Source organism: Halobaculum saliterrae, assembly GCF_009831625.1.
GTDB classification, from domain to species: domain Archaea; phylum Halobacteriota; class Halobacteria; order Halobacteriales; family Haloferacaceae; genus Halobaculum; species Halobaculum saliterrae.
Window position 1 is genome coordinate 156,953 of sequence record NZ_WUUS01000003.1, and the last position, 16,340, is coordinate 173,292.

Here is a 16,340-nt window from a genome sequence, read left to right on the forward strand (position 1 = left end):
GATCGTGGATTCGACGTCTCGCTACGGCACGGGTGGTTCCGTTCGATGGGGGATCCGGACCACGGTCGGCCGCGGATCCGATCGACGTCGTCGGTCGACGTGGAACCCTGTGGCCGTCGCTCGACCGTGGTATGGGTGTCTGCAAAATCGAGAGTGTCGTCCGTCGCTCGGACGGGTGTGTCTCGGTGTTACTGCCGGACGACGTTCGCCGCGCGCGGGCCCTTGGGTGAGGACTCGATGTCGAACTCGACCTCCGTGCCCTCCGTGAGATCCTCGCCACCGACGTCCTCCATGTGGAAGAACACGTCCTCGTCGTCGTCGAGGTCGCCGTCGTCAGTCGAAATGAAACCGTAGCCGCCCGTGTCGTTGAAGAATTCAACCGTACCGTTAGCCATTACATCCATATACACGACCGAGTGAGGCATAACCCTTCCGAGAGTCAAGTTACCACGACTCCTCCGAACCGGCTCTCGGTTCCGAGGGCTGTACGGGGCGGTTCCGGTGTGGACGGAGTATCACAACTTGAGGGGTGAGAGACTGTCCTGAACGGGAATCCGTCTGCATGGCGAGGAACCCTCTTTGAGCCGGTGAACCTCACAACCCCACGTATCACGCCGTGAACGGCCGTCCTCAATGTCTCCACATCGACCGCGGCGCCGTGAGTGCCGTCACCGTCGGTCACCGAGACTGGCACACGACCGCCGCCGCAACGGGGCGATGATCTCGGTAGCCCTCCGTGGACTCGTGTGAGCTCCCCGCCGGTATTGAGACGCACGGACCATCCCGGCCCTCCACCCATCGATATATCAATGAATTATAATGAGTCAAGTCGTGATACGGCAACCGTCACCTGTGGTTCCTGACCAACCGCTGACGGACAGGCGACGGGTGTTGAAAACGACCGGCTTGGCGGCAGCCGGACTCACGACGGCGGGCTGTCTCGGAACCGGGTCGGACTCCGCCAACAATCAGGCGGGGACGTCCGGCCAGACCACCATTCGGTGGTGGCACGCCATGGGCGGCAACCTCGGAGAAACGGTCGAGGCACTGGCGTCGGACTTCAACGAGCAGTCGGACTCCGTCACCGTCGAGACGAGCTACAAGGGAAGCTACACCGAGACGCTCAACGCGGTCACCTCGGCGATCGGCGCCGGCGAGGCGCCGGAGCTGGCGCAGATCGTCGACTTGGGGAGCCGCCTCGCCATCGACAGCGGGGCCTTCGTCCCAATGGAGGAGGCGCTGCCGAGCGACCGGATCGACTGGTCGGACTTCCAGGACCCGGTCATCGACTACTACTCGTTCGACGACACGGTCCACTCGCTCCCGTTCAACTCCTCGAACCCGATATTCTACTACAACAAGGACATGTTCGAGGAGGCCGGCCTCGATCCCGAGTCCCCGCCCGCGACGTTCGAGGAGATCCGGGCCGCAAGCGAGACCGTCGTCTCGAAGGGCGTCGCCGAGCAGGGGATCACGTTCGCGAACGTGTCGTGGTTCCCGGAGCAGTGGTTCGCCGAGGCCGGTGAACCGTTGGTGAACGAGCAGAACGGCCGAGCGGGGGACCCGACCGAGATCAACCTCGACACGGACGTGGCGAGCCAGATCTTCTCGTGGTGGTCGGACATGTACGACGAGGGGCTGTACAACCACGCCGGCGTCGGCGCGTGGGGCGCCGCCGAACAGGCGTTCCTGAACGGGAAGACAGCGATGTGGATCTCGTCCACCGCCGGCGTCGCGTCGGCGACGGCCGGAGCCGAGGAGAAGGGCTTCGAGCTCGGGACCGGCTACTACCCGACGCCGGGGCAGACCCGGACGGGGGTCGTCATCGGCGGCGCGTCCCTGTGGATGACTCGCGGCCTCTCCGAGGCGAAGAAGCAAGGGCTGACTGACTTCCTCCTGTGGCTCTCGGAGGCCGAACAGCAGGCGTTCTGGCACCGGAACACGGGGTACTTCCCGATCAGCAACAGCGCGGTTCAACTCCTCGAGGACGAGGGGTGGTTCGACGAGAATCCGAACTTCCAGACCGCGTTCGATCAGCTCAGCGAGACCGAGTCGTCGGTGGCGACGCAGGGCTGGCAGGCCGGTCCGGCGACGGAGGTTCGGACGCTCATCCAGGACGGCTACGTCAGCATGATCAACTCCGACGTCACCATCGAGGAGAAGCTCTCGAGCATGAAGTCGGAGGCCGACACCGTGCTGCGGGAGTACATCGACAGCAAGGGGTGACGGATGAGCGCCCACGAGACAGCGTTCGACAGCTCGCTGGGGGCGTACCTCCTGTTGCTGCCGACGCTGGCCGCGATCGGGGCGTTCCTGTACTACCCGTCCCTGCAGACGCTCCGGCTGAGCCTCTACGAGACGTTCCTGTTCGGACAGAACACCCGGTTCGTCGGACTCGGAAACTTCGCGTCCCTGCTGACGTCGAACACGTACCTGGCGAGCGTCGGACTGACGTTCGGATTCGCCGCGTTCGTGGTCGTGAGTACCCTCGCCGTCGGGCTGCTCGTCGCCTTCCTGCTGTACGAGGTGACGAACGGGAAGGCCGCCTACCTGATCGCCGCCATCTGGCCGTACGCGCTGCCGACTGCCGTCGCCGGAACCGTCCTGTTGTTCCTGGCACACCCGAGCGTCGGCATCTACACGTTCTATCTGGAGTCGTGGTTCGGCGTGGAGGTTGATTGGTTCACCGTCGGCTGGCAGGCGTTCCTCGTCGTCGCGATCGCGGCCGTCTGGAAGCAGGTCGGCTACAACGTGATCTTCATGTTGGCCGCGCTGAACAACGTCCCGGAGTCGCTGAACGAGGCGTGTGATCTGGACGGCGTGGGGACGTGGCGGCGACTGTTGCGTGTCTACGTCCCTCTGATGTCGCCGACGCTGGTGTTCCTCGTCGTCATGAACACCATCTACGCGTTCTTCGGGAGCTTCGCGCTGATCGACCTGATGACGCAGGGCGGCCCGACGAACGCGACGAACCTGCTCATCTACCAGCTGTACCGTGACGCGTTCCAGTTCAACAACCTCGGACTCGCATCGGCCGAGTCGGTGATCCTGTTCGTCATCGTGGCGGGGCTCACCTATGTCCAGTTGCGAGTATCCGACCGCTACGCACACTACTGATGGCAGCAGAAACACGACGAGAGGCCGTCTCCGAGGCGTCGTCCCCCACGCGACTCGTCCCGGGGCAGCTTCCCGTCCACGTCGGGCTGGTGGTGTCGATCCTGCTCATGGCCTCGCCGCTGCTGCTGGCGATCGTGATGAGCACGCAGACCGTCCCGGAGATCTACGACATCGGCGACATCACCCCCGGGAGCGACGGGCTCGCCAACTACGTCTCGGTGTTGACGACCTACAACATGCTGACGTACATGGCCAACTCGTTGATCATGTCCGTCCTCGTGACCGTCGGAAAGATCGCAGTGAGCCTCCTCGCGGCGGTCGCGCTCGTCTTCTACGACTTCCGGTTTAAGAACGGGGTCTTCTTCCTGATCCTGTTCACGCTGATGTTCCCGGTCCCGGTCCGGATCGTTCCGCTGTACGAGCTCATGGCGACGCTCGGCTGGTCCAACACCCTGCTGGCGCTCACCGGCCCGTACCTGGCGAGCGCGACGGCGGTGTTCCTGCTGCGACAGCACTTCATGTCGATCCCGGAGTCGCTCGTCGAGGCGGCGAGGGTCGACGGCGTCGGTCCGCTGGAGTTCCTCTGGCGTGTGCTCGTGCCCATGTCGCGCGGGATGATCACCGGGCTCGGCGTGATCACGTTCATCTACTCGTGGAACCAGTATCTGTGGCCGTTGATCGTCGTCTCCGACCAGAACAAGCAGGTCGTGCAGGTCGGGATGAAGTACCTCCAGTCGGTCGGCAACGCCGGGCAGACCGATTGGGGGCTCATCATGGCGGGTGCCGTCCTGACGCTGTTGCCGCCGCTGGCGGTCCTGATCGCGTTCCGGAACCCGCTGCTGGAAACGTTTGGACTCGCAGAATGACCGGAATCAGCCTTCACAACCTGACCAAGCAGTTCGACGACGTAACGGCTGTCGACAGCGTGTCCCTCGACGTCACCGAGGGGGAGTTCCTCGTCCTCGTCGGTCCGTCCGGCTGCGGGAAGTCGACGACGCTGCGCCTGTGTGCCGGGTTGGAGTCGACCACGGAGGGGACCGTCAGCATCTCCGACCGGAACGTGACGGCCGAGCCCGCGAGCGAGCGGGACGTCGCGATGGTGTTCCAGAACTACGCGCTGTACCCGCACATGACCGCCCGCGAGAACATGACCTTCGGGCTGGACGCAGCCGCCGGCTTCTCGGGTACCGAGGCGACCGAGCGTGTCGAGGAAGCCGCCGCGATCCTCGACATCGAGGATCTGCTGGACCGGAAGCCGTCGGCGCTGTCCGGGGGCGAGCAACAACGCGTAGCGATCGGCCGTGCGCTCGTCCGGGACCCGGAGGTGTTCCTGATGGACGAACCGCTGTCGAACCTAGACGCCAAGCTGCGCGTCCAGATGCGTGCCGAACTCGCGGAGTTGCACGCGGAGCTGCAGACGACGACGGTGTACGTCACACACGACCAGGTCGAGGCGATGACCCTCGGCGACCGGGTCGCCGTGATGAACGACGGCCGCATCGAACAGGTCGCGCCGCCGCAGGACCTGTACGACGCGCCCGACACCCGGTTCGTCGCGGAGTTCATCGGCAGTCCGGGGATGAACACCGTCGATGCGACCCTGCGGCGGCGTGGGACCGTGTCCGAGATCGTCTGGGGGGACAACACGGTTCCGCTGGACGCCTCGCCCGAATCGCTCGGGCTGACGTCGGGAGACCGCGTCGTGTTCGGTGTCCGGCCGGAGGACCTCTCGGCCGACACGGACGGCGACGTTCGGATGGAGGTCACCGTGACCGAGCCGCTCGGAAGCACACTGCTCGTCCGTGGGACGGTCGGGGGTCACGAGATGGAGGTCAGCATCCAACCGCGATCCTTGGTCGAAGTGGGGGACCAGATCACGTTGGGTGTCGACCCGGATCGACTGCATCTGTTCGACCCGGAATCGGGGGCGGCAGTGTACCACTCGGCGGACTCCCGCGAGGCGATCGGCGTCGACGGTGACGGTCGTCGCGACGCCGCCGTGGCGCGCCAGGGGGGAGCCGATGACTGAATCCACGTGTTCCGCTCGTGCCGATATCGACCGCACCGACAGGGTATCGGGGCTGGACACGGCGTTCTCATCGCGGGGTGAGCGCGCGTGAACCCGCGCGTCGGATTCGTCACGCAGGTGACGATGGGGCTCGACGAGCAACTCGCGTTCGCCGGGGAGGCCGGGTTCGACTACGTCGAGATCCTGATGGACGGACCCGTCGACCGAGGAGCGCTGGCCGAACGCGAGGAGACGGTCGGAAGACACCTTGCTGAGGGTGACCTCGATTTGGTCGTCCACCTGCCGTTCCCGACCGACATCGGCTCGCCGTACGCCGGCGTCAGGGACGGGGCCGTCGCGACACAGCGACGGTGTCTCGACGTTGCGAGCGACCTCGGCGCCGAGAAGGCCGTGCTTCACCCGGAGAGTTCGGCGTGGGAGGTTGCCTGGGACCACGAGGACCTCCGTCGGCATATCGACGAGTCCGTGAGGGAACTGGACGCGTACGGCGCCGAGCGCGGGGTCGAGATCTGTGCGGAGAACCTCTTCGGTGGCGCGTACACCATCGACACGATCGACGGACTGCTCGCGGCAACCGACGTCTCGATGACGCTCGACACCGGCCACGCGCGTGTCAGCGGCTCCGACGCCGCCGACACGGCCGAGTTCGTCGCCGAGCACGGGGACCGGATCGCGCACGTCCACCTCAACGACACCCGCGTTCCGAGGGACGAACACCTCCCGTTCGGCGCCGGCAACGTCGACTTCGCGACGATCCTCGGCGCGTTCGACGACGACTGGAGCGGGACGCTGTCGCTCGAAGTCGCCACCGAGTCGGTCGAGTACCTTCGACACTCGAGAGCCGCGCTCGACGAGTTATTACCGGAGATCCACTGACCGAGGGCGAGAAGTCGAGTCCCCTCGGTCGCCGGTCGATCCCCGAGTCAGGTCTCGGACGGTCGACCGAGACCGACCGCACGCTCGGTCACGTCACGGACGCCCTCGCGAACCTCGACGTAGGTCGCACATCGATACTCCGTCATACCGTTTCCACCGTACGACCGTGCTGACAAATGTCTTGTGAACAGTTCCCAGATGTCGGGCGTGAAACATACTGGCCCCCGAGTCTCCGTGCTCGTTCCCGCTCCCCGTCCGACCGGAGGACTCCTGTCCGTCCAGTCCCTACGATCGGCAATCGGATGAGCAGGGCACGCGAGTGGTACCGGTGGAAGCGCCGCGCCGGCGTCGAGTTCCGGCTCCTGTGGGCGGTGGCGTTTCTCACCTACGTCGTCGGCGACATCGTCTCGACGGTGATCCTCGTGTACCTCGTGCCCGGGCTGGGGGAGGGGAACCCGCTGGTCGCCGGACTGCTGGAGACGTTCGGGGTCGCCGGTTTGGTCGTCGTGAAGGGGGGCGTGTTCGCGCTCGGACTGTTCGTCAGCCGACGGGGGCTCGACGACGAGGACGCCGCCTACTACTACCTCCCGCCGGTCGCGATAACGGGCTTCGGGGGGTCGCGACGGCGATCAATCTGTGGTTGGTGTTCGGGTGAGTCGGGGGCCGTCAGCTCGGGCTCGTCGGTGGACCACCTCACTCAGTCACGCGATCGACTCGCCTCCAGGACTGGGTTCGCTGCCGCGACGGAATGCCTGCCTCAACAGCCGGACGCGTTCCGCTCCGCGGGCAGGGAGACGACGAGGGGGTCGTACCCGTTCGCCGCGTAGACGACCGCACGATCCCGGAGCCACCCGTCGTACCGTTCGGGGGGGACCGTCGCCGGCGCCCCGGGGAACAGGTGCGCGCCGGTGGTCGTCCACGAGCGAAGCGAGACGACCGGACAGGCCGGCGAGGGGCCTCCACGAAGCCAGACGGCCGTTGGCGAGACGGACGCGTTCACGTCGGGGTAATAGTTCGCGGCGACCCGCGTCTGCGTGTGGGAACTCGTCCACCGTCCGCGAACGTGGTCCGCGGCGAAGGTGCCGCCCGCGAACTCCGAGCGGGTGGTCGTGCTCGGCACCTTCCCCGTATCGAGATCGACGTACGCGACCGGGAGCGTGGCGACGAGCGCGACGACGAGGACCGCCGCAAGCGCCGGACGCGCGAGCCGACCGAGTCCCCCGACGGGGAGACCTCCGCCGCCGAGTGAACCCGGCGAGAGGCGCGACGCGACCGCAGCGGCCGCCACGAGCGCCGGCAGGTGGAGGTGCGTCTGTGCGCGCAGCGCGGTCGCGAAGTACTCCGGGGTCAGCCCCGCAGTGAAGGAGTAGCCGATCAGGACGACCGGCCCCGCGAACAGCGCCAACAGGGGCGGCTCGGCCGCGCCGTCGCGGCCGAACCGGTGGGCCGCCGCGACGGCGAGCACCGCCGGCACGGCGAACGGCGCGACCGTCGCGAGCACGACCGGCGGCGTCATCGAGGTGCCGGGGAACACGGCGATCCGGGCGTTGACGGCGATCGCCGCGAACACCACCGCGAGCGGGAACCCGGCGGCCGCCCGCCTGACCGCGGACGTGGTGCCGCGGAGCCACGGTACCCCGACGACCAGCACGACCAGCCACGCGAGGAACAGGCCGGGCGTCCCCTCGATCCGGTCGACGTACGGGACGACGAGTCCGGTCGACCCGGCCAGCGTGTAGTAGCCGCCGAAGTACGCACAGAAGCCGACGAATCCCCCGGCGAGCACGACCCGGCCGCGCGTCAGCGGCCGGCCGACGAGGTGGCCCGCGAGCAACCCCAGCAGGACGACCGCCGCGACGAGCGTGCTGAACGTGTGCGTGAACGGGAGCGCGACGAGCAGCAGCGCGAGGACGGCGAGCCACGCCCGGCGCTCGGTGCGGACGTACGCGTGGGCCGCGAGCGCGACGACCGGGATCACGAGCAGCGTGAGCGCGTCGTCGTCCGGCACGCCCGTCCGCCGGACGAACACGCCGTCGACCGCGAGCGCGAACGCCGCGAGCACGCTCGCCCGCCCGACCCGCCCGGCGTCCCATCCGAGGCTCCGACCGAGGCGGCGGGCGAACACCGCGCCCAGAAGGACCGACGCGGCGCCGATGCTCGCGTACAGCGGCTGTGCGAGCCGCAGCGGTGCGATGGCGGTCACCGCGCTCCCCATCGAGAGCCACGCCGTCGAGACGAGCGCGTCCGCCCGGAACCCCGCGAGCAGGATCTCCCCGTTCGCGAGCGCGTCCCGGGCCTGCGCGGCGTAGACGATCCCGTCGAGCGTCGCCGGGAGCGGGCTCCACCACAGCGGGAACAGCCTGGCGCCCGCCGCGACGACGAGACACGCGAGGATCGCGACCGACCGACCTGTCGGCCGGGAGCGGCTCACGCCTCCACCTCCCCGTCATCGGGGGCGCCGACCGACTCCCCGCCGAGCAGCGTCGCCGGCGACGCCACCAGCATCGACGCGACCGCGATCCCGGCGCCCAGCGTCGCGAGCGCCACTCCCGCGAGCGAAACTCCCACGAGCAGGCCCGGCGAGGCCGCGGGCCGGAGGCGGACGCCGAAGACGGTGAGGTAGCCGGCGGCCGCGGCCACGCGCAACCCGGCGAGCCCCAGCGGCACGGCCAGCAGGGTCGCCCCCGTTCCGATCCGGACCGCGTCGCTCAGGACGACCCGGGCGACCCTGCGGGGCGAGGCGCCGGTGGCCCGGTAGACCCCGACGGTCTCGCGTCGCCCGTGGACCGCCCGGGCGAACGCGGCGGTGGTCCCGCCGACGGTCAGGGCGGCCGCGAGCCCGAGGACGACCCCGAGCACGAGCCGGAGGTTGCCGAACGCCGTCTCGACGGCGCGCCCGATGCCGGATGTGCCGGTGCGACCGCCGGCCGCGACCGCCGCGGCGACGCGCTCGTCGCCGGTGACGCGATACCGCGTCGCGTCGAGTTCCTCGCCGTCGACTGCGACGGTCGCCTCGTAGCGGCCGGGGGGTCGGCGGGGGAGCCGGACGGACACCGTCCGCGTTTCGCCGGGCCCGAGCGTCACGACGCGCCGGACGGAGCGATCGGGGCCTGCGAGGGCGACGGAGACGTTCCGGAGGGTGCGGTTCCACGGGTTCGCGAGTCGCGCCGTGAGCGTCGGCCGCGCGAGCAGGTCCGGCTCGGCCGGCGCGACCGACAGCGTCGCCGCCGGCCGCCTCGGGGCGCCGGTCTCGATCGCGAGCGACTCGGTCCCCGAGCGGTTCCCCGCTCGTGCTTCCACGGTCAGCCGGCCCGAAGCACCCGTCGACACCGCCGCGACGCCGTCGTTCCCCGTGGTGGTCGTCGCCCCTCCGGCGGTCACCGTCGCGTTCGCGACCGGCCCGCCATCGGGATCGCGAACGGTCACGAGCAGCGTCGCGTTCGGGGGACCCCGTTCGGGCAGCGGACCGAGCGACAGCCCGCCCGCACCACCGCCGCCCGCGTCGCCGATGGGTACCTCCCGCGTGATCCCGCCCACGGTGAGGGTCGTCCGACCGGGCGCACCGGTCGGCAGGGTGAACCGGACCGTCCCGGTCGCACCGGGATCGAGGCGAACGCGACGCTCCACCGTCTCCGCACCCAGTTCCGCCTCGACCGTCGTGTTCACTCGCTCGTCGCGGTCGTTACGGACCACGGCGGCGACGGTGACGGTCCCGTCGGCGGGCACCGACTCTGGGACGCGCACGTCGAGCACCGTCACCGGCGGCCCCGCGAGCGCGTCCGTCGGCAGCCGCTCGGCCCGGACGAAGTGCGCGGTCCCGGGGGATCGGTGTGTGAGGTGCTGGGCGGTCGCGAGCGGGACGATCAGCTGGTCGTCGTACGGTCCCGGCGCGTCGAAGACGCCGACGATCCGGACGCGAGAGAGCCCGTCGCGGGTGAGTCCGCCGAGCGTGAGGTTCGACCCGACGCCGACCCCGAGCGTCGAGGCGAGGTCGGCGCCGACGACCGCCTCCCCCGGGTCCGCCGGTCGTCGCCCCCGAGTCAGCGTCGCGTCCGTGACCGACGCGAACGCCGTGTAGTTCGCCCCGCGGAGCGTGTACGGGCGACCGTCGTCCGCCTCGAACAGGAGGAACTCCGCGCTGGCGTCGATGCCGCGATCGCGCAACGCGTCGGCGTACGTCGTCGGCACCGTGCTCGCGATCGGGTGGGTCGCCCCCGGCTCGGTGATCGTCGCCCCCTCGGTCCCGGAGATCGGCGCGAGCACGCCCCCCATCGCCGCCACCAGCACCGCGAACGCGACGAACACCGACAGCGTAGCGGTCGTGGGGACGACCGTCCGCGGGTCGAGGAGCGTGGGCGAAGCGAGTTCGCGGATTCGGGCGAAGGGGCTTCCGTTCCCTTCGGCGTCGCCCGCGGTTGAGCGACGCGTCCGGGCGTCCGAGGAGGTCGCGAACGGCGGGCGTCGGGCGACCGGCCACGCGGCGAGCGCGCCGGCGAGCGCGCCGACCAGGGTCGTCCCGACGAGCACCGGCGCGATGATCGCGGCGGCGTCGGCGGTCACCCGCGGCGACAGCGAGGTCGGGAGTCCGGCGAAGACGGCGGCGTTGACGGCGGCGTGGACGCCGATGACGCCGATCGCGTAGCCGAGCGCCGACCCGGTCGCCGCGAGGCCCCCGGCCCGGGCCGCGAACAGCGCGAGCACCGTCCGGCCGGTGCCGCCGGTCGCGCGGACCACCCGGACGGTCCGCTCGCGGTCGCGGACGGTCATCCGGGTCACGCTGTAGACGACGACGCCGAGGAGCAGGCCCGCGCCGGCGACGACCGTCGACAGCGCCGCGAGCGCCTGCCGCGTGCCCAGCGAGAAGAAGACCAGCGCGGTCCGCAGCGGGACTCCGGTTCGGGGGACGGTCCCCTCCGGGACCGCCCGGACGACGAACGCCCCCGTCGTCCCCAGCTCCTCGACGGTTCCCCGCTCGGCCACGTACCACTGCGCCGGAAGCAGCTGGCTCCCCCGCGGCGTGACCGACACGGTGACCGTCCCGGCCTCGCCACGCAGCGTGTGTTCGGTCGATCCGCCGAGCGACCCCAGCGTCGTTCCCGTGCCCTCCGCGACGGCCGCGACGGCGTCGGGCGCTCCGCCCCCGGGATCGGCGGGCCTGGCGAGCACGTACCGTTGGCGTCCATCCGGGCCGCCGACGAGGGCGTACGGCAGGACCGTCGCGCCGGGCGGCGCGGCGGCGGTCGCCGCCCCGACGCTGTCGTGTGTGGTGACGGTCGCGGTCGCGCCGTACTCGGCCGCCAGCGCCGTCGTCTGTGCGCCGGCGACGACGACGACGAGCGCGGTCCCGCAGACGAACGCGACGCCGAGCGCCACGACGACCACCGTGAGCCGGTCCCGGCGGGACCATCGCCCGAGCAACACCCGTCGGTAGCTCATCCGACGTGTCCGCCCCGCTGGACCGCGGCGACGCGCTCGTTTTCTGCGACCGACACGTATCGGTGACTACCCCGGCGCAGTCGGACAAAAAGCCTTCGTCACTCGCGTCGTGGCTCCGCTAGATATCGGTATTGATATTTCGCGAGTCGATTTTATGTGTGTGAATTCGGTTCTTTCGCGATATGACTGGTGTACGAGCGGTGCTCGGTCACGTGCGTGAACTCGGGGTCATCGGCGTTCTGTTAGTCGCCTACGTCGTCGGACTCACCGGCGCGACGGTGGTCGGGAAGGCCAAGGGCCTCGCCACCCGTGGTTCGGGCGTCGAGGTCGATCCGGCGGAGTCGCACCAAGCCTGAGTGCATCGTCGACTGCAGTCGAGAGTTCTTCGGCTGAAGTGAACGACTCGGCGATCCGGTGACCGGCATGGTCCGGTCCCGAAGGAATCGCGGCCGGCGCCGTCGCCTTCGTCGTCGGGTTCGTCCTGTTCTCGTACGGCTCCTATCGCGCGGTGGAACTGGTCCGTTCGACGGGCGGACGCTGGCCACCCGGATCGTGATCCGGCGTGGACGGACGACGTTGTCGCCGCGCGACTGCCAACCTTTACACTATAGCGAGTAAACTCATCGCACATGAGCCGGAACTACGACTCGCTCCACGACCCGAACGCGGAGTACACGATGCGGGAGCTGTCCTCCGGGACGATGGGCGTGACGGCGAAGCGAGGCGGCGGCCGCGACGTGGAGATCACCGACGTGCAGTGCACGATGGTCGACGGGAACTTCCCGTGGACGCTCGTGCGCGTGTACACGGACGCCGGCATCGTCGGCACCGGGGAGGCGTACTGGGGTGCGGGCGTTCCCGAACTCATCGAGCGCATGACGCCGTTCCTCGTCGGGGAGAACCCCCTCGACATCGACCGCCTGTACGAGCACCTCATCCAGAAGATGAGCGGCGAGGGCAGCGTCGAGGGAGTCACCGTCACGGCCATCTCGGGCATCGAGGTCGCGCTGCACGACCTCGCGGGCAAGATCCTCGAGGTCCCGGCCTACCAGCTGCTCGGCGGGAAGTACCGCGACGAGATGCGCGTCTACTGCGACTGCCACACCGAGGCGGAGGCCGACCCCGAGGCCTGTGCCGACGAGGCCGAGCGCGTCGTCGACGAGTTGGGCTACGACGCGCTGAAGTTCGACCTCGACGTGCCGTCGGGCCTCGAGAAGGACCGCGCGAACCGTCACCTCCGCCCCGGGGAGATCCGCCACAAGGTCGAGATCGTCGAGGCCGTCACCGAGCGCGTGAAGGACGAGGCCGACGTCGCGTTCGACTGCCACTGGACGTTCTCGGGCGGCTCGGCCAAGCGCCTCGCGGACGCCATCGAGGAGTACGACGTGTGGTGGCTGGAGGACCCCGTCCCGCCGGAGAACCTCGAGGTGCAGGAGGAGGTCACCAAGTCCACCGTGACGCCGATCGCCGTCGGCGAGAACCGCTACCGCGTGACCGAGGAGCGCCGACTCATCGAGAACCAGGCGGTCGACATCGTCGCCCCCGACATGCCCAAGGTCGGCGGGATGCGCGAGACCCGCAAGATCGCGGACGTGGCCAACCAGTACTACGTCCTGGTCGCGATGCACAACGTCTCCTCGCCGGTGGCGACGATGGCGAGCGCGCACGTCGGCGCGGCGATCCCGAACTCGCTTGCGGTCGAGTACCACTCCTACGAGCTCGGCTGGTGGGAGGACCTGGTCGAGGAGGACGTGATCGAGGACGGCTACATCACGATCCCCGAGGAGCCCGGGATCGGCGTCACGCTCGACATGGACACCGTCGAGGAGCACATGGTCGACGGCGAGACGCTGTTCGACGAAGCGTAGCTTCGTCGAGCCGGCGGGACGAAGTCACGGCCCGTTCGACGAGGGGTCAGTTGTAGGCGAACTCGAAGATCGCTGATTCCGGTGTGTACTTCGGCGCGACTCGTCGGGATCGGTCGCCAGTTGATGCGCCCCTCGACCGTACCGACGATAACGCTACGTCGTCACAACCACCACATCGTTACGGAAGTCTCCCCGGCTCCCTGCCGGATGGATCGCGTTTTTGCGACTTCGATTGCAACATGTTCCCATGCCGCATCAGGGGCACGACACAGACCGCGAGGAGTACACCGTCGACCACCGACTCTCGGACGCCGACCGGAACATCCACTCGGCGTGGGACAACTCCCTCGAGCCGGCGCTGACCGTCGAGGACGGCGACGTCGTCCGCTTCGAGTGCCGCGACGCGGTGGACCGGCAGGTCGACGTGGAGACCACCGCCGAGGACGTGATGGACGTGAGCTTCGACCCGGTCCACCCGCTGACGGGTCCGGTGTACGTCGAGGGCGCCGAGCCGGGCGACGTCCTCGAGGTGGAACTGCTGGACCTCCAGCACAAGGGTTGGGGGTACAACCTCTACTTCCCCGGCGACATGGGGCTGGGCCTGCTCCCGGAGGACTTCGACGAGCCGGGTATCCACATCTGGGACCTCGAGGGCGACGTTGGGAAGTTCGTGAACGGGATCGAGGTGCCGCTGGATCCGTTCCCGGGAACCATCGGCAACGCACCCGCCGAGGACGGCGAACACGACACGCTCCCGCCGCGAAACGTCGGTGGCAACATGGACGTGAAGCACATGACCGCCGGCTCGACCGTCTACCTCCCGGTCGAGGTGGACGGCGCGCTGTTCTCGACGGGCGACTGCCACGCCGCGCAGGGCGACGGCGAGGTGTGCGTCACGGGCGTCGAGGCGCCGATGTTCGTCACCGCGCGGTTCAACGTCCGGAAGGACCTCGACATCGAACAGCCCGAGCTCGCCACCTCGGGACCGTTCACCGCGACCGGCGTCGACGAGCCGATGTACGCGACGACCGGGATCGACTCGGACCTGATGGAGGCGACGAAGAAGGCGACCCGACACATGATCACTCACCTCTCGGAACACCGCGGGCTCACCCGCGGCGAGGCGTACCTGCTGTGCTCGGCGGCGATGGACCTGAAGGTCAGCGAGGTGGTCGACGCGCCCAACTGGACGGTGACGGCCTACATCCCCGAGAGCATCTTCCCCGACGAGGCGGAGGACTGAACGTCGAGGCGCCAGCCCGCCCACAGCAGCGAGGCGACGAGCAGGAGGACCGCCGCGGGCCGCAGCCACGCGATCGCGGTCAACGCGGCGCTCGTCGCCTGTAGCCCGAGCACGATGAACACCAGCGGGCCGCAGCAGGCCGTCCCCGATAGCAGCGCCGGGAGCCCGGCTGCCAATCCCGATGCGGGGGAGATGTCACAGACTGCGGGCTGGCGCCACGCCAGCGCCGACAGCGCGAGGTTCGCACCGACGAGCAGGCCGATGCCGACGGCGACCGCGAGCGTCGCGGGCACGAACAGGTACTCGACGGGCCCGAGCGCGACGAGCGCGACCCCCTCCCCCGAGAGCGCGCGCCTCAGCGGCGCCTCGACGACGGTCACGGACCCGAGGCCGTCCCCGCTCGCGACGGTCGCTCGCGAAGCGACACCGAGGTCGCGGACGGCGACGGCGTACACCAGCGCGTAGCCGACCGTGGACGCGACCAGTACCGCGGCCGCGACGCGGTCGGCCAGCGAGGCGGTGAGGGCCCGGCGGGTCCGCATCAGCGCGGTCGCGGCGACTGCGGCGGGGCCGCGCGGTCCCTCGGCCTCGTGCTCACGCGACATACGCGGTCTCCGGGTAGAAGCCGCCCCAGGCGTGCCACATGGCGTCGAAGGCGTACGCCCGCTCCAGCGGCAGGTCGCCCGCGCGGTACGTCTCGCCCTCGACGGCGAACAGCCCCTCGCTGTCGTCGTCCGGTTCGACGCTCGCCCCGCGGGACCGGTACACCCAGCCCGTGTCGAGACCCGGATCGTACGCCGCGAGGAACGCGTCGGCGTCGCCGTTGCCGCCGTCGGCCTCGTCGTCGCCGCCTCCGTCGTCGTTGCTTCCGCTGCCGGCGGTCTCCAGTAGCCGCCTCTCGCGGAGCGCGGGCTTGTCGAACGCGACGGCGCGGTCGGCCGTCCGCGTCCCGATCACGACGCGCTTCGGCTCGTCCAGCGTTTCGGCCCAGCCCTCATCGAGCGGCGGAAACAGCGGACCTCCGCCGCCGTAGTAGCCGCTCGTGGGATTGTAGTTGCCGTAGGGGTCCGAGCCGTAGCGCTTGGCGTAGCCGGTGTCCTCGGTGAGCACCTCGGTGTCCGGGTGGGCCTCGCGCCACCGGCCCCACGTCGTCCACGTCAACCCGAACTCCCGGAGCTGGTCGCCCTCCCGGGGCCCGTCGACGGCGGTGGCGAGCACCTGCGGCCACCGGGAGTCCGTCGCGCGGTCGTACATCACGAGGTTGTTGTTCACCAGCTTTCCGGAGACGCCGAGGGTGGTGTCGCCGCGCTCGAACCCCATCGCGGTCCCCGTGAGCGGACAGTACGTGACGGCGACGGGCGTTCCATCGAGCGAGTCGTTCGTTATCTCGTGCCAGACGAGCACGCGCTGGGTGTACGCCTTCACGTCCGTCTCGCCGGCGTAGCCGAACACCACCTCGTCGTCCGCGAGGGTGACCTCCCCAGGGGACGCGAACGAGGGCTCGTCGACTGACGGGATCCCGTCCTTGTCCGGCCCGCCCCCCACCGTCTCCTCCCGGAGCCGTTCGCGGGGCCATGGCTGATGCAACGCGCCGTCGCGCGACGGTGGTCCCGAGGCGTCGGCAGTCCCCGCGGGAACGACCTCGCGTCCGGGGAGCCCGTCGAGACACCCGGCGACGGCCGCGGCCCCCGCGAGCCCGATGGACCCGAGCAGGCGTCTCCTCGTGGGGCCCTGTGACATGATACCGTGGACGGTCCCCCCGCCATTAGAC

General features: G+C 69.5%; 14 protein-coding genes. 9 read left to right on the forward strand and 5 right to left on the reverse strand.

Annotation, left to right across the window (positions count from 1 at the left end; all coding sequences use genetic code 11):
- Positions 1-188: 188 nt before the first annotated feature.
- Positions 189-395: a cold-shock protein gene (locus tag GRX01_RS05610; protein ID WP_159664317.1), complete on the reverse strand. Its 207-nt coding sequence runs from the start codon at positions 393-395 to the stop codon at positions 189-191.
- Positions 396-1,014: 619 nt separating this feature from the next.
- Here GRX01_RS05610 and GRX01_RS05615 point away from each other — a divergent pair.
- The 6 genes from GRX01_RS05615 (at position 1,015) to GRX01_RS05640 (ending at position 6,849) form a co-directional block, all read left to right on the forward strand.
- Complete coding sequence (locus GRX01_RS05615; RefSeq protein WP_233740892.1) at positions 1,015-2,226, forward strand: ABC transporter substrate-binding protein; 1,212 nt, start codon at positions 1,015-1,017, stop codon at positions 2,224-2,226.
- A 3-nt stretch (positions 2,227-2,229) separates the two neighbouring features.
- Positions 2,230-3,117, forward strand: coding sequence for a carbohydrate ABC transporter permease (locus tag GRX01_RS05620; protein ID WP_159664321.1), 888 nt, complete (start codon positions 2,230-2,232; stop codon positions 3,115-3,117).
- Positions 3,117-3,983: a carbohydrate ABC transporter permease gene (locus GRX01_RS05625; RefSeq protein ID WP_159664323.1), complete on the forward strand. Its 867-nt coding sequence runs from the start codon at positions 3,117-3,119 to the stop codon at positions 3,981-3,983. The genes GRX01_RS05620 and GRX01_RS05625 overlap by 1 nt, the downstream gene beginning before the upstream one ends.
- Entirely contained in the window at positions 3,980-5,146 is a 1,167-nt protein-coding gene (locus tag GRX01_RS05630; RefSeq protein ID WP_159664325.1) for an ABC transporter ATP-binding protein, read from the forward strand. The genes GRX01_RS05625 and GRX01_RS05630 overlap by 4 nt, the downstream gene beginning before the upstream one ends.
- A gap of 87 nt (positions 5,147-5,233) precedes the next feature.
- Complete coding sequence (locus GRX01_RS05635) at positions 5,234-6,022, forward strand: TIM barrel protein (protein WP_201289525.1); 789 nt, start codon at positions 5,234-5,236, stop codon at positions 6,020-6,022.
- Between the two features lie 302 nt (positions 6,023-6,324).
- Positions 6,325-6,849, forward strand: a complete 525-nt coding sequence (locus tag GRX01_RS05640; RefSeq protein ID WP_159664327.1) for a hypothetical protein — start codon at positions 6,325-6,327, stop codon at positions 6,847-6,849.
- On the opposite strand, the gene GRX01_RS05645 is transcribed toward GRX01_RS05640, so the two are convergent.
- Together GRX01_RS05645 and GRX01_RS05650 are read right to left on the reverse strand one after the other, a co-directional pair.
- On the reverse strand, positions 6,780-8,453 hold the full coding sequence (locus tag GRX01_RS05645) for a sodium/phosphate symporter (protein WP_159664329.1): 1,674 nt from the start codon (positions 8,451-8,453) through the stop codon (positions 6,780-6,782). The two genes, GRX01_RS05640 and GRX01_RS05645, sit on opposite strands and share 70 nt — an antisense overlap.
- Positions 8,450-11,458: an FtsX-like permease family protein gene (locus GRX01_RS05650; protein ID WP_159664331.1), complete on the reverse strand. Its 3,009-nt coding sequence runs from the start codon at positions 11,456-11,458 to the stop codon at positions 8,450-8,452. Before GRX01_RS05650 ends, GRX01_RS05645 begins: the two co-directional genes overlap by 4 nt.
- Before the next feature lie 182 nt (positions 11,459-11,640).
- Here GRX01_RS05650 and GRX01_RS05655 point away from each other — a divergent pair, with 182 nt between their 5' ends.
- From GRX01_RS05655 to GRX01_RS05665, 3 genes are all read left to right on the forward strand, one after another.
- On the forward strand, positions 11,641-11,814 hold the full coding sequence (locus GRX01_RS05655; RefSeq protein ID WP_159664333.1) for a hypothetical protein: 174 nt from the start codon (positions 11,641-11,643) through the stop codon (positions 11,812-11,814).
- Between the two features lie 273 nt (positions 11,815-12,087).
- On the forward strand, positions 12,088-13,326 hold the full coding sequence (locus tag GRX01_RS05660; protein WP_159664335.1) for a mandelate racemase/muconate lactonizing enzyme family protein: 1,239 nt from the start codon (positions 12,088-12,090) through the stop codon (positions 13,324-13,326).
- Positions 13,327-13,573: 247 nt separating this feature from the next.
- Positions 13,574-14,569: an acetamidase/formamidase family protein gene (locus GRX01_RS05665; RefSeq protein WP_159664337.1), complete on the forward strand. Its 996-nt coding sequence runs from the start codon at positions 13,574-13,576 to the stop codon at positions 14,567-14,569.
- Here GRX01_RS05665 and GRX01_RS05670 read toward each other — a convergent pair.
- Both GRX01_RS05670 and GRX01_RS05675 read right to left on the reverse strand, forming a co-directional pair.
- Positions 14,527-15,174: a hypothetical protein gene (locus tag GRX01_RS05670; protein WP_159664339.1), complete on the reverse strand. Its 648-nt coding sequence runs from the start codon at positions 15,172-15,174 to the stop codon at positions 14,527-14,529. The genes GRX01_RS05665 and GRX01_RS05670 overlap by 43 nt on opposite strands.
- Positions 15,164-16,309 carry a DUF3179 domain-containing protein gene (locus GRX01_RS05675; RefSeq protein ID WP_159664341.1) on the reverse strand — a complete coding sequence of 382 codons (1,146 nt, stop codon included), beginning with the start codon at positions 16,307-16,309 and terminating at the stop codon, positions 15,164-15,166. Before GRX01_RS05675 ends, GRX01_RS05670 begins: the two co-directional genes overlap by 11 nt.
- Between the last annotated feature and the right edge of the window lie 31 nt (positions 16,310-16,340).